The organism is Limisalsivibrio acetivorans (assembly GCF_000421105.1).
Classification (GTDB): domain Bacteria; phylum Chrysiogenota; class Deferribacteres; order Deferribacterales; family Geovibrionaceae; genus Limisalsivibrio; species Limisalsivibrio acetivorans.
Genome location: NZ_ATWF01000001.1, coordinates 596,216 through 610,442 on the forward strand (window position 1 = coordinate 596,216; position 14,227 = coordinate 610,442).

14 protein-coding genes are annotated in these 14,227 nt (G+C 48.5%); 2 read left to right on the forward strand and 12 right to left on the reverse strand.

Going from position 1 to position 14,227, the window contains the following annotated elements; genetic code table 11:
• Position 1: 1 nt before the first annotated feature.
• From K300_RS14340 to K300_RS0102880, 11 genes are all read right to left on the reverse strand, one after another.
• On the reverse strand, positions 2-1,429 hold the full coding sequence (locus K300_RS14340; protein WP_022850149.1) for an SDR family oxidoreductase: 1,428 nt from the start codon (positions 1,427-1,429) through the stop codon (positions 2-4).
• Positions 1,430-1,502: 73 nt separating this feature from the next.
• Complete coding sequence (locus K300_RS16810) at positions 1,503-1,766, reverse strand: helix-turn-helix domain-containing protein (RefSeq protein ID WP_162139841.1); 264 nt, start codon at positions 1,764-1,766, stop codon at positions 1,503-1,505.
• A 574-nt stretch (positions 1,767-2,340) separates the two neighbouring features.
• On the reverse strand, positions 2,341-3,006 hold the full coding sequence (locus K300_RS0102840; RefSeq protein WP_238320635.1) for a CBS domain-containing protein: 666 nt from the start codon (positions 3,004-3,006) through the stop codon (positions 2,341-2,343).
• Between the two features lie 25 nt (positions 3,007-3,031).
• Complete coding sequence (locus K300_RS14350) at positions 3,032-4,204, reverse strand: phenylacetate--CoA ligase family protein (protein WP_022850152.1); 1,173 nt, start codon at positions 4,202-4,204, stop codon at positions 3,032-3,034.
• A complete protein-coding gene (locus K300_RS0102850) occupies positions 4,192-4,974 on the reverse strand; it encodes an ABC transporter ATP-binding protein (protein ID WP_022850153.1) in 783 nt (260 codons plus the stop codon). Before K300_RS0102850 ends, K300_RS14350 begins: the two co-directional genes overlap by 13 nt.
• Entirely contained in the window at positions 4,974-6,119 is a 1,146-nt protein-coding gene (locus tag K300_RS0102855) for an ABC transporter substrate-binding protein (RefSeq protein WP_022850154.1), read from the reverse strand. The genes K300_RS0102850 and K300_RS0102855 overlap by 1 nt, the downstream gene beginning before the upstream one ends.
• 26 nt (positions 6,120-6,145) lie before the next feature.
• On the reverse strand, positions 6,146-7,198 hold the full coding sequence (locus tag K300_RS0102860) for a branched-chain amino acid ABC transporter permease (protein WP_022850155.1): 1,053 nt from the start codon (positions 7,196-7,198) through the stop codon (positions 6,146-6,148).
• On the reverse strand, positions 7,195-8,079 hold the full coding sequence (locus K300_RS0102865) for a branched-chain amino acid ABC transporter permease (RefSeq protein ID WP_022850156.1): 885 nt from the start codon (positions 8,077-8,079) through the stop codon (positions 7,195-7,197). The genes K300_RS0102860 and K300_RS0102865 overlap by 4 nt, the downstream gene beginning before the upstream one ends.
• A gap of 3 nt (positions 8,080-8,082) precedes the next feature.
• Positions 8,083-9,981, reverse strand: coding sequence for an AMP-binding protein (locus K300_RS0102870; protein ID WP_022850157.1), 1,899 nt, complete (start codon positions 9,979-9,981; stop codon positions 8,083-8,085).
• A complete protein-coding gene (locus K300_RS0102875) occupies positions 9,972-10,754 on the reverse strand; it encodes an ABC transporter ATP-binding protein (protein ID WP_022850158.1) in 783 nt (260 codons plus the stop codon). The genes K300_RS0102870 and K300_RS0102875 overlap by 10 nt, the downstream gene beginning before the upstream one ends.
• 148 nt (positions 10,755-10,902) lie before the next feature.
• Entirely contained in the window at positions 10,903-11,667 is a 765-nt protein-coding gene (locus K300_RS0102880; RefSeq protein WP_026836261.1) for an inositol monophosphatase family protein, read from the reverse strand.
• A gap of 105 nt (positions 11,668-11,772) precedes the next feature.
• Here K300_RS0102880 and zapE point away from each other — a divergent pair, with 105 nt between their 5' ends.
• Complete coding sequence (zapE, locus tag K300_RS0102885) at positions 11,773-12,825, forward strand: AFG1/ZapE family ATPase (RefSeq protein ID WP_022850160.1); 1,053 nt, start codon at positions 11,773-11,775, stop codon at positions 12,823-12,825.
• Positions 12,826-12,828: 3 nt separating this feature from the next.
• Here the strand turns inward: zapE and K300_RS0102890 are convergent, their stop codons facing one another.
• Complete coding sequence (locus K300_RS0102890) at positions 12,829-13,422, reverse strand: helix-turn-helix domain-containing protein (protein WP_022850161.1); 594 nt, start codon at positions 13,420-13,422, stop codon at positions 12,829-12,831.
• Between the two features lie 389 nt (positions 13,423-13,811).
• On the opposite strand from K300_RS0102890, the gene K300_RS0102895 reads away from it, so the two are divergent.
• Entirely contained in the window at positions 13,812-14,201 is a 390-nt protein-coding gene (locus tag K300_RS0102895) for a response regulator (protein ID WP_022850162.1), read from the forward strand.
• Positions 14,202-14,227 lie beyond the last annotated feature (26 nt).

The following is a 14,227-nucleotide window of genomic DNA, read 5'->3' on the forward strand; positions in this document are numbered from 1 at the left end:
TTTAAAGACGGCGGGCACTCTCAAGGATACTGCTCACCATCTTCTTGAAGATAAGACCGTGAAACGGCAGGACGGAGTACCAATAAAGCCGTCCTGCCAATCCTTTGGGGTAGAAGTAGGCGTTCTGATATATGTAGTCCTCCCCTACGATAAACTCCAGCCAAGCCTTGCCGGGGAGCTTCATCTGGGCGGCAAGCACAAGGCGTACACCCGGCTTTAGATCCTCCACCTTCCAAAAATCCACACTGTCGCCAACCCTGAGCTCGTCACGCTCACGGCGCCCCCTGTTAAGCCCTACACCGCCAAAGACCTTATCTATAAAACCTCTTATACGCCAAAGGAAATCGTAACCATACCAGCCGGTATCGCCGCCGATGGAGATAACAGCATGGAAAACCTTATAGGGGGGAACATCGCCTATGGGGAGCTTTTTCCGGTCCACAAAGACCGAGTGTTCCATATCCTCATCCTTAACGACATCGCATACCTCCCCCATGGTGCTGTCGCACCACCGGCTTACTACCTGACGATGCTCTATCTCACGTATAGCCTTGCGGACGCACTCCTCATAGCTCGCAGGGACAATCTCCGGGAAATACCTGGCTGCGTTGTCGTTCATCTTAACGGTTTCATACCTCAGCCCCTCCACAAGCGCCCTTGCAACGGATACAGGAACGGGTGTGAAGAATGTAAGCCAATATGAGGCGAGCTTTGGTGAAAGCACCGGAACGGGGATAACCTTCCGGTTGAGCCCCATCTCCTTTGCGGCAAGCTCGAGGAGTTCTTTGAATGTGTGTACACCAGAGCCAATATCTACAGTAAGGTTCCCTTCTATATTCAGGAAACGTGCACGATCCAGATAGGTAAGCACATCATCAATGCCGATGGGCTCTGTGTCGTTAAGTACCCATTTTGGTGCTGTCATCACAGGGAGCTTCTGTACAAGGTTGCGGATTATCTCATAGCTGGCGCTTCCGGAGCCTATTATAACGCCGGCACGGAAGGAGGTTACACCCGTTTCCTCCGGTTTTGCACCAAGCACTTCACCGGTTTCGTTACGACTAACAAGATGCTCGCTGGAGTTTTTGGGATCCCCGAGTCCACCCAGATACACAATACGCTTAACACCATTTGCGATACATGCCTCTCGAAAATTTTCAGCACTTATGACATCAAGGTTTCGAAAGCTCCCCTTGGAGCCCATGGAGTGAATAAGGTAATACGCCACATCGATCCCTTCCAGAGCTTCATGCAGGCTCTTTTCATGGAATGTATCACCTTCATAAACCTCCACTCTCTCTGGAAGCTGGATCGAAAGTTTGTCTTTGTTACGTACGAAGAGCCTTAGACTGAGACCTTCATCACCAAGAAGTCTGTGCAGGAGCCTGCGCCCTATGTATCCTGTGGAGCCCGTGAGAAGAACTTTCATAAACACACACCAGTATTAGGTTTTTGTTATATACATAATAACGCCCAAAGAGATGTATTACAACGTAATGTGTTTAGATAAGCCCTGCACTGCAGGCATAGCCGACAAGTGAGGCTGTATTGGTCAGATTAAGCTTCTGGAGCATCTTGTTTCTGTGCGTATCTACTGTGTTCTTGCTTATAAAGAGCTCATCGGCGATCTGTCTGCTCGTTTTCCCCGCTGCAATCAGCTTAAGGATCTCACACTCCCGAACGGTAAGGAAATCCTGAATAGCTGCATTAAAGCCATTACCCACACCGCTGAGAAAGAGCTTGATATTCTCCGCAGTTTTACTCATGCAATCCTCAACGTAGACAAAGCTCTCTATTTTATATTTCTGGGAATAATAACCTAAAAGCGGATTACTGTAGGATGATGCGAGAAGCATTGCGCATTCGTGACGGGAATTATAGACAGAGGATATAAGATTATCTCCAATCCCTCGCGAAAAGATGTCGATGATCATCGCTTCCGGTTTTTTTTCTTCAAAAAGTGATAAAGCACTCTCATGTGACCCTGCTGAGAAAAGGCATACTCCGCCCATTTTTTGTATAAGCTCTGTAAGAGACTCACGATAGATTGTGTTAGTGCTTGCAATGCCAACGTTTTCCATAGCCCACCAAATAAATGATAGTTAACATGTTCATTTTTACATTAACCGCAATCTTATATGGTGTAAATACTAACAAGTATGTATTTTGGAAATTATATTAATAAGGTAATTCTCTTAAGAAAAAGATCAATTCTACATATTTGAAATGAGATTTCAGTCATCTATTGGATTCATCAATAGTACACAGTAGGGCTACATTGACAATGCATATCAACTTATAATACACACCCCGCTCCGACGGGGTGTTTTTCTAGTTACTTTAAAGTATATCCTCGGGTATGATTTCATCCACATCTATTACGCTTGTGAGATTGAAGTTTGCGGCTCTAAGCTCCTTAACCGTTTTGTCAATCTCCTCCTGATCGCCGTTTATACGGATAACAACATCCCTGGTTCCCTCTGGCTTATTCTTGAGGAAGAATGTCGACAGGCTTACAATATTCAGTTTGTTGTTATCGATAATAGATGTCATTTCATGAAGGGCACCTTTACGGTCCTCCACAAGGATAGCGATGCGGGTACTCTGGTGGCTAACCCCCATTGATTCAACAAAAATGTCGAATATATCCACTGCGGTAATAATCCCCACAAGGGTGCCGTCATCATTCACAACGGGTAAACCGCCGAACCTCTTGTCTCTAAGGATTAACGCTGCTTTTTCAATAGGGCTGTCCGGGTGAACTGTGATAACATCCGTATTCATGGCATCGGAAACAACGGTCTTTGCCAGAAGACGCTTAAGCTCATACACATCGAGGGAGCTCGCCTTTGAGGGGGTGAACTCCTTGATATCCTTCTCGGTGATGATTCCGAGGAGCTTATCGTTCTGTACAACGGGAAGGCGGCGTATATTATTCTCCTGCATAAGGTGTTTCGCATCAAGGATGGTATCATCCTTATTGACTGTTATCAGGTCCTTTCTCATCCAGTTTTTAACAAACATATCTCACCTACCTTTCCTTAAGGTGTTCCCTTCGGTCACGTACTTCCGTTTTTTCAATGGTATCATCTATCTGAACCTCATTCAACCTGAGGCCGAACCGCTCCTTAAAGGCTGTTGCCACACTGCTCTCATCACCACTTTTGAGTACTACCTTCAGAGCATCGGAGCCTGTTTCATCCCTGAATACATCAAGAACTCCCTCCGAGCCAAGCTCGTCACGCATGAATGTTTCCACCTGCCAGTAGTGGATAAAAACACCCTTAACCTTAACAGAGGCATCGGAGCGACCAAATATACCGGCTATCTTGCCCTCATCACGCTTATCGGAGATGCTCCCGGGAGCGGTCATGGAGAGATCCCCAGTGGCAAGCCTTAGGTAGGGGGTGGTCCTGTTCATGAATGTAACCACAACCTCCCCTATCTCACCATCCTGAACGGGTTCCCATGTCTGTGGATCAAGGATCTCTAGGAACTGAGCATCCGTATCCACGTGCATACCCTCCAGATCCTCATGCTCGGTGGATATAAGCCCCAGCTCTGCAGTACCGTAGCCCTGGTACACACTCACTCCGAAGGTCTCCCTGAAAAGGCGTCTGTCGTCCTCGGTGAGCTTTTCTGCAATAAGATAGGCCTTTGTTACAGTATTCTCATCACCAAGCTTCTCAAGGCATTTAAGAAGGTATGTACGGGTTCCTATGAAAGCTGTGGCCGAGGTCTCCTTGATGAGATCTGCGCCTGCTGTGCTGTCCGCCGTTCCCATGGGTATAACGGCGCACCCAATCTTGGCACATGCTTCATCAAACATATCCCCTGCGGGGCTCATATGGTAGCTGAAGCTGTTAAGAACAATATCCCCGACGAGAAAACCTGCTTGTTCAAGCGCCTTATAGAACCTGAAGTGCTCATACTCCTCACCCTTGAGGTTGAATATTGGGCCTGGTGACTTGAATATCTTTGTTACAAAACCGAACTGGAAGAGATTCTCCGCAGGTATCCTTCCACCCTGCATCTCGGAAAGCTCACGCTTACTCAGGGGCTTTACCTTCCTGAGGTCATCGAGGGTTTTTATCTCAGAGCATTTTACGCCGGAGCGCTCCTCCTGGAACCGTACCAGGGGGTGTGTACCATCCATCTCCGAAAAAAACTCTGCAACCTTGGAAAAGTCTCCTATGAAAGCCATCTCTTTCTCCTGCGGTAGTGTTTAACGTCACGAAAGCTCTTCTTGCCCACTGCGCCCAGATAGAACTCCCTGACGTCATCGTTTTCCTTAAGCTCGGAACTCTCACCATCCAGAACCACGCGACCGTTTTCCATGATGTAGCCGTAATGCGCTGCAGACAGTGCCATGCTCGCATTCTGTTCAACGAGCATGATGGTTGTCCCCTCCTCACGGTTAAGGGTGGTTATAATATTAAATATCTCCTTAACCAGCAGGGGCGCAAGGCCCAGGGAGGGCTCATCCATCAGGATAAGCTTAGGCGCAGCCATAACCGCCCTTCCGATGGCGAGCATCTGCTGTTCGCCGCCGCTCATGTAGCCGGCTAGCTGGCTCCTTCTGTCCTTAAGACGGGGGAAGTATGTGTACACCCTCTCTATGGAAGTGGGGATTGAATTACCCGGACGGGTGTATGCTCCTGCGATAAGGTTCTCCTCAACGGTCAGATCCTTGAAGACCCTTCTCCCCTCCATGACCTGGAAGATCCCTGATTTCACGATCTCAGAGGCATCAGCTTTGTCGATGCGCTCACCGTTAAAGCGGATCTCGCCATCGGTAATTTCGCCGTCATCGGGGCGGAGCAGACCGGACACAGCCTTTAGGGTTGTGGTCTTACCAGCTCCATTGGAGCCGAGGAGGGCAACGATCTTACCCTCCTCAACATCCATGGAAAGTCCTTTTAAAACAAGAATTACGTCGTTGTAAACGACCTCTATATTACTGATATTCAGCATTACTCAGCAGTTATGTAGTCTGTAAAGGGGTTAAGCTCACCGTTTTCTATCCTGTAAAGCTTAAGGGAGTGAACACCCTTATGGCTCTCCTTGGAGAAGGAAACGGGGGAAGTCAGACCCATGGTGTCGAAGTTGCTCATATTCTCATATACGCTCTTAAGGTTATCGCCGTCATAGTCGCCGCCCGCCTTTTTTATGCCGTGGAGAAGCACATACATGGATGTAAACCCCTGTATGTAATTAACCTTTCTATATGTAACATCAGGATGGTACTTCTTGTTCAGCTCGTGGAGGAACTTTATCCCCTTAACATCGGTCTGATGCCACAGGGTAAAGGCGTTGGTTCCCATGAACCCGTTAGATGCCTCACCCACAAGCTCAACAAGCTTCTGTCCGAAGGTCCAGTTGAGGCCGATAAACTGGGTTTCTATGCCTAGCTTCTTTGCATCCTTAAGGATGGTAGAGGCGGCCATGTACGTCTCCTGAATAAAGGCGTAACCGGGGTTTGCCTTGCTGAGGTTAAGAAGCTGGCTGGTGGCATCAAGTGCCTTGAGATCCACAACCTGCTTGTCCACAACCTTAAGCCCCAGCTCCTTGGCGTAGTCCTCTCCTATGGGGAAGAATGGAGCACGCCCGAAGCCTGTATCGTTGTATATGAAGGAGACGTCCTTGTTATCCCCACCCTGCTCTTTTATGTATTTGAGACCGATCTTAACCTGATCGCCGTAGGTAACACCGACAAGGAAGTTGTAGGGTGCTTTGTCGGGATGGGTGAGGTGATCGGAGTAGGAGGCAGAGAAATAGGGGATCTTATCTCTGGTTACCATCTTGATGAGGTTCTCGGTGTCACCCGTTCCCCAGCCGTGGATAGCCACAACCCTCTCACGCTTGAATTTTTTATATGCACTGAGAGCGGCGGGGATCTTGTATCCGTAATCCACATAGATAAGCTCGATCTCGTTGCCGTTTATGCCGCCGTTGTCGTTGAACCACTGCACACAGTCACGTATACCCTCGCCGTAGGGTTTACCCACGTCACCGGTGGGGCCGGACTCGTCCACAAGAACGCCGATCTTGATGTTTTTCGCATATGCACCGCTCACAAGCAGGGCAAGGGTAAGCACAACCATAAATAACTTTTTCATAACAACCTCCTGACTATATAATCACGTCAATACGAGAAGGGCCAAAGCTTCCAATACGCCTTGATCAGCCTCCACCTGCGCACAAGACCTTCGGGCTCAAAAACAAGGAAAAGGATAATTACAAGACCGAAGACCCCTTCCTTGATCGAACCGATAATCTGGGTCATTGCGGGATAGTACGACCCCGCCCAGTCGGATATACTCTGCAGAAACTCGGGCAGAACAACGATGAACGCCGCTCCGAATATCGCTCCCTGTATACTACCAAGCCCGCCGATGATTATCATCGAAAGGTACTGGATAGAAACGCTGATGGTGAAGTTTTCCGGCGTAATGATGGTTGTGTAGTATGCCCAGAGTGAGCCTGCAACACCCGCATAAAAAGAACTGACGGCAAATGAGAGGAGCTTGTAGCGGAAAAGGCTGATACCCATGGCCTCTGCGGCTATGTAGTTGTCCCTGATGGAGAGGAACGCCCTTCCCAGCTTTGTGCGCATCATGTTCATCCCTGCGAGGGTCATCAGTATGCAGATTGTGAGACTGAGGAAGTAGAACCTGAAATCGTCGTATATCTCTATGCCGAAGAAGTTGGCATAGTCTATGGAAAGCCCCGTTACACCGCCTGTTATCGGCTCCAGGCGGATAAAGAGGAATTCTATAATGAACTGAGCGGCCAGTGTTGCAATGGAGAGGTAAAGCCCTTTAAGCCGCAGTGAGGGTATCCCGAAGAAGGCGCCGAACACCGCTGTGGTAAGCCCTGCCATCGGTATTGCAAGGTAGAAAGGTATACCCCACCGAAGGGAGAAATATCCGGCAGCATAGGCTCCAACGCCCATGAAAGCACCCTGCCCCAGCGAGATAAGCCCTGTGTAGCCTGTGAGTATATTAAGCCCCACCGCACCGATAACGGCGATGAAGATAAGGTTCATAACATAAAGCAGATAAGGACCTAAAAGAAAAGGGAGCCCGAACAGAGCAATAACAAAGCCCCAAATGAGGGCCTTTGAAAACTTCGTCTGATAGACTTCGGCATCTTTGGTGTAAGAGGTTTTGAAATTGCCGCAGTTGACGTAATTCATACCTTCTCAACCTCCACGGTTCCGAAGAGTCCGTAGGGCTTTATCATGAGGACGATGATCATTACCACAAAGGGGAATATCTGCTTCGCACCGCCACCGATGAGGGGGTCAATGTAGCCTCCGGCGAGGTTTTCCAGTATGCCTATAATAAGCCCGCCTACTATGGCGCCGAGGATGCTGTCCAGCCCGCCGAGGATAACAACGGGGAACACCATAAGCCCGAAGTGGGATAGAGACGTATTGATACCGTTTATGTTGCCGAGGAATATTCCACCCACAGCGGATACAACGGCTGCGATGGCCCAGCTAAGGGCGAAGATCTTCTTAACATCGATACCCATGGAGAGTGCCGCCTGCTGGTCGCTCGCCACAGCACGCATGGCAACGCCCACCTTGGACTTCTTGAAGAATATGGAGAAGAGGACCAGAAAGCCCGCAACGGCAACGATGGAATAGATATAAACACGGCTTATGCTGAGACCCGCTATCTGAATAGGCTCCTGAGAAAAGACCGGGGGAAATGTCCTTGTGTCCGTACCCCAGATTATCTGCACGATGGACTTAAGCACCGATGAGAGGCCTATGGTAAGCATGATAATTGATATGATAGGCTCGCCGATCATCCTCCGCAGGAAAACCTTCTCTATGAAGAATCCCATCAGGAATGTGAATATAAGGGTTATCACAAAGGAGGCGATGAATGGGATAGAGTAGCTTACTGTGAGATGAAGGCACACATAAGCCCCCACCATAAGAAGCTCCCCCTGGGCAAAGTTAACAACATCCGTTGCCTTATATATCAGCGTGAAGCCGAGGGCGAGGAGGGAATATATACTCCCGATAACAACGCCTGTGATAATTAGCTGAAAGAACAGATCCATACACTACCCCTGCATATAATAAAGGCGCATGTCGGTTTCGATGCTCCGCTCACGCCCGTCCTGTAGTTTAATAGTCGCTTTGATATGAACACTTTCGAGATCCTTGTAGAGTGCCTCCACGATCTCCTTATAACGCTCCTCGATGAAGCCTCTTCTAACCTTTCTGGTTCTTGTGAGCTCACCATCATCGGCATCGAGCTCCTTATAAAGAAGTACGAACTTCTTAACCTGCATCTCCGGCGGGAGCTCGGCGTTAACCCCCTTAAGCTCCTCCGCAATAAGATCGTAGACCTCTTTCTTTGCAGAGAGGTCGGTATAGGTAGTATAGCCTATCTTGTTGTTCTCCGCCCATTTGCCTACGATGCCCATCTCGATATTGAGGATGAGGGTTATGTAATCCCTCTTGTCGCCAAGGGCAACAGCCTCTTTCACATAGGGGCTGAACTTGATCTTATTCTCAATGAACTGGGGGGAGAAGCGGGTTCCGTCGTTGAGATACATGAGGTCCTTCATACGGTCTATGACAACTAGTTTGCCTTCATCATCGAAGTATCCCGCATCGCCGGAATAGAGCCAGCCGTCAACGAGAGCCTCTTCGGTGGCCTCCTTATTGCCGTAATACCCCGCAAAGACCGCACCGCTTTTCGATATGATCTCTCCGTCATCGGTGAGCTTAATCTCGGTTCCACGTATGGGTGTTCCCACACTGGTGAAGTCAATATCGTCGTTTCTATGTATGCAGGAGATACCGGATATCTCCGTCTGACCGTAGATCTGTTTCAGGTTTATGCCCAGAGCGTGGAAGAAGCGGAATGTATCGGGGCCGAGTGCCGCTCCACCCGTCATGGCGCTGCGAAGATGGGAGAAGCCCATGCGCTCCTTGAGCTTGCGGAACATTGTCCAGTAGGCGAGTTTATACTTCAGTTTAAGGCCGAAGCCCGGCTCCCTCTTCTCGAATTTGCAGTTCGCCCACTCCTCGCCTATGGGGTACATCTTTTTGTACATGAACTGCTTGAAAGGGGTAGCGTCCATTATCTTCACCTGAACGGTGGAGGCCATATTCTCCCAGACCCTCGGGGGTGAGAATACGAAATTGGGGCCTATCTCCTTCATATCCTCCTGTACGGTATCTGTACTCTCGGGGAAGTTCACAGTGAAGCCGAAGCGGAGTGCGGATACAACGCACATCATCTGCTCACCGATCCACGGGAGGGGGAGGAAGGAAACGAATTCATCGGACTGATACTTCGGGTCCGCATCGGCGAGGTTCTCCGCCATGCTGACAAGGTTGCTGTGGGTGAGCATGGCGAGTTTGGGCTTACCCGTTGTTCCGGAAGTTGTGCACATAACAGCCACATCGCTCATGCTGAGGGACTTAATCCTCCCCTCTATATAGCGAACAGCCTCGCTGTGTCCCATCTTCTGCTCATTTACTGCATCATCGAAATATATGAGGGAATCGTGATCGTACTGATACATCCCTCTGTCGTCATAGTATATTATCTTTTGTATGCGGGGGATCTCTTCGAGTATATCAAGAACCTTATCCACCTGTTCCTGATCCTCGGCCACCACTGCCACGGAATCCGACGCCTCAAGGAGATACTTGACCTCCTCCGTAACAGAATCCTGATAGATTCCTATGGCGATGGCGCCGAGGAGCTGGGCAGCGAGCTCTGCTATAACCCATTCGGGTTTGTTGTCGCCGATGATGGATATGTTGTTCCCCGGCTTGACCCCGAGCTCCTGCATATAGGCAGCCATGCTGGCTATGCGCACAGCATAATCCTCCCAGGAGGTTTCTATCCAGATGCCATAGTCCTTCTCACGGATAGCCGTTCTCTTGGGGTTTTTCTTAACGTTCTCAAGGAGATAATAGGGGATAGTCTTGTCTACAGCCATTGCTCTTCCCCTAGATAAGCGGAGATAACCTCCGGATTGCTGGATACCTCATCGGGGGTTCCCTCTTTGCAGAGTTTCTCGCCGAAGTTGATAGCCACCACACGGGAGGATATGTCCATTACAACGTTCATATCGTGCTCAATGAGGATAACGGATATCCCCATCTCTTCATTTATATCAAGGATATAGCGTGCCATATCCTCGGTTTCCTCGGTGTTCATTCCCGCCATGGGCTCATCAAGAAGGAGTAGACGTGGCTCAAGACAGAGACCTCTGGCCAGCTCCACCCTCTTCTGGATCCCGTAAGAGAGCGTTCCCACAGGCTTCTTGCGCACGTGGGTGAGCTGGAGAAAGTCGATAACTTCCTCCACACGCCGACGGTGTTCAATCTCCTCCCTGCGGGTTCTGCCGTAGTAGAACAGGGATGAGAACAGTCCATACTTTATGTAGATATGTCGGCTGAGCATCAGGTTGTCCAGAATGCTCATACCCTTGAAGAGCTCAAGGTTCTGGAACGTTCTGACGATACCCGTAGAGGGTCTTTTGTGAACGGGCACGCGAGTTATATCCCTGCCCTCGTAGATGATCTTCCCCTTTGTAGGGGGGTATATACCTGTAATGGTGTTAAGAATACTGGTTTTGCCTGCTCCGTTCGGTCCTATAATGGAGAAAATCTCACCCTCATAAACCTTGAAGCTGACACCCGCAATGGCCTGTATCCCACCAAAACTCAGGTATATATTATCGGCATGTAAAAGCGGCTCTTTTTCCATAACTCCCTTCCGTATGAGGGAGAAGTTAACACATTTAAAGAGGTGATGTCAAAGATTTATTCAGGCTCACCAAATATTTTTTCATTTCACTAAACAACAGCCGGGAACTTCTGTTAACATGAATATATTCATATAACAGAGGTTTGTTTCAAGGGCATCTTATCAGATCGAGCATCTTCCCATGGATAACCCCGTTGGAGGCCATGATAAAATTGCCTGTAATATCGTGGGGAACGCCGTCGAAACCGGTTACCGTTCCACCCGCCTCACGCACAATGCAGATACCGCCGGCAACATCCCATGGACGCAGGTTGAACTCATAATAGCAGTCGAATACACCCTTGGCCGTGTAGCAGAGATCCAGTGCAGCTGAACCCGCCCTTCTGATACCTCTTGTACTTTTGAGGATGTTGCCCAGCATGGTGAGCATATTGGTGCACTCCCGCTCCACGATACTGTAGGGAAAGCCGGTGGCGACGAGGGATTTCTTAGTATCATCGTTACTGCTGACACTTATCTGCTCATCATTCAACCACGCACCGGAGCCCTTCTCCGCCGAGTAAAGCTCGTTCATTATCGGGTTGTAGACAACACCCGCCACAGCCTCGTCATTCTCATACACACCTACAGATATTGCTGTGAAGGGGAACGAATGTACAAAGTTTGTGGTTCCGTCGATGGGGTCTATATATATAGCCTTCTCCGGCTTCTCATTCCCCTTTGAGGACTCCTCGGCGACTATGGTGTGCTCTGGATAGAGGGGCTGTATCAGCTTCTTAAGTATATTCTCGGTCTCAACATCGTAACGGGTAACAAGGTCCTTTGCGCTCTTATATTGAACATCCTGAACCTCACTAAAACCTTTTTTTACGTGCTCACCCGCTTCCAGCACGGCTTTAATCAATGATTCCATAACATCCTCCCCCGTTTTTATAACAATTATGTCTTGCATCATGCAAACATTTTCGCTAACTTTTCCAGATGCCAAAATCCGGTAGCCACCAGGAGCAATGATTCCATGAGTAATAAAGACCGATATATCAATCTCGAAGATATCAGCTTCGATATATCCATAGAGGACTGTTTCAATAATCTGCGCCCCCATCCTAAATTCAGCGGATGTACCTTCGAAAACTACATCCCCGATGATAACTACCCCTCCCAGCACTACATAAAAACCCTCCTTCACGAAACGGTTGAGAAGATGGGAACCAAAGAGGCAACGCCGGAGAAGAAGAGATTCAGCTTCTTTAAACCAAAGAAATCTGGATTTGAAAAGCCGCTTAATATATACATAGACGGCAGCTACGGCATCGGAAAAACCCATCTGCTGAGTGCGGCTTACAACATGGCCGATATGAAGAAATCATTCATGAGCTTCTCGGAGATGAACTACTTCTTCCACTATCTCGGCGTTGAGAAATGCATTGAATTCTTCTCGGATCTCGACCTGCTGCTCATCGATGAGTTTGAGCTGGACGACCCCGCCATGTGCCTGATTATGGCGAGGTTTTTCAGGGAGATTAACAAGGATACCCTCGTTATAACAACGTCAAACACACTACCCACGGAGCTCGGCAAAACACGTTTTCAGGTGGAGCGGTTCGAGAAGGAGATGGGGGTTATTGCGGAATCCTTCAAAACCGTCGTTGTGGAGGGTGAGGACTACCGCAAAAGAAAGAAGAAGACCACATGGAAGATAGGCTTCGCCGATGAACCGTTCCTAGATGCATTCAACGACTGTAAAACCGAGGAGAAGGCGAAAACCAGGATAGGCTTCGATAAGCTGATGAAGATCCTCGAAGGCGCACACCCCTTCAAGTTCTTTGTAATCCCCTCTCAATGCGAGGCGATATTCATAGACGGTCTCAAAACCTTCGACCAGCTCAACAGCGCCCTGAGGTTCAATCACCTCATCGATCACTGCTATTACTACAACACAAAGCTTTTTATCCGTTCGGACTGTGAACTGAGCGAACTTTTCACAAAAGAGCAGATAGAATCCCCCTTTGAGAAAAAACTGCTCAGGTGTCTTTCAAGGCTGGATGAGCTGGCTCTCTGGTTTAAATAGGGATTATTTTTCCCGCTTCTCGATGCTCTCTTTGATGTTATCCGTTCTGAGGGCGACTGTGAGTATACGGGCCTCACTCTCAAGGCATTCAATATAATGGGGAATTCGTGAATTGAAGGCGATGGAATCACCCTCGGAGATCTCTATGACATCATTATTAAGGAAGAGCTTGATCCTCCCCTTCTCCATATAAAGGTACTCAAAGCCCTGGTGATTAAAAAGCTTCTTCTCACCGTCGTTGGGTTTCACAGTAACCATGAAGATCTCGAGGTTCTCGAAATTTCTTATCCTTGCAAGCTCCTCGTAGATATATCCGTGCTTAACACCCTCACGAAACACATATTTACGTTCATCGGCACGCACAAGATAATAATCCTTACTGTCGATCTCCTCTTCGAAGAAGAAGGTCATTTTAACGTTCAGAACCTTGGCAATCTTTGCGAGTGTATTGATAGGGGGAGTGACAACGTTGTTTTCTATCTGAGATATCAGCGCTTTGGAAAACCCTGTATAGGATGCCACATCCTGCAGGGTAAGCCCCCGCTGGTTTCGTATCTTGCGTACCCTCTCGCCAATCTTGATCTCAGGCTCAGCCATAGCACCGTCCCTTGTTTAATGATATTGATTAATGTTCAGTTTTACTAAATTCTATCAAATATGTCAAGTTCCGTCGGGGTGCAATAATTGCCTGCAACATCCGTTGCACTTGCGCAATTATCATTGATACCGAAAACCGTAACAGGTGTTTTACTCTGTATTTTTTTCATATAATCCCATATATTTAGAACCCACCACACGGGCAGGCTGCCTAAATAATAACCACAACCCTCACCCCGGAGTGATGCTCTAAACCACTGTCAAAACCATTTCCCGATCATATGGCACAGTTGTTGCTTAATATTCAGCAGAATCGAACGATATGATAAGGAGAGCCCGAACGGATAAAAGGCTCTCTTTTAACACAGCAAGGTAGCATGGAGGCTGTCATGAAAGGAAGATCCGTATTAATTATAGACTCGGACCCGGGATTTTTATCCATACTTCAAAACGAGCTCGCCCTTCTGGGGCTCAGGGCGGACGGTGCTGAAACACCCGAGGACGGGCTTACAATGGTTCGGGATATGCACGAATCTGGAAAGAGATACGACCTCGTGGTAATGGAACATAAGCTTGCCGAAAGGGGTGTGTTCCGAAAAGTTAAAGGGAGCGAACTGGTTCTGCCCAGGATGATAATCTCCACCGGAGCGGATAAGATCATGTACAGCTACCTGCTCAAGAATGATAGAGATAATATACAGGGGGCCTATAAACCGAGGCTCCTTGTGGAAAGGATAAAGAACTCCATTTTCTACGATCCTTCCATAGCAACAGCCTGACACATTCGTTTACACAGGCGGTTATC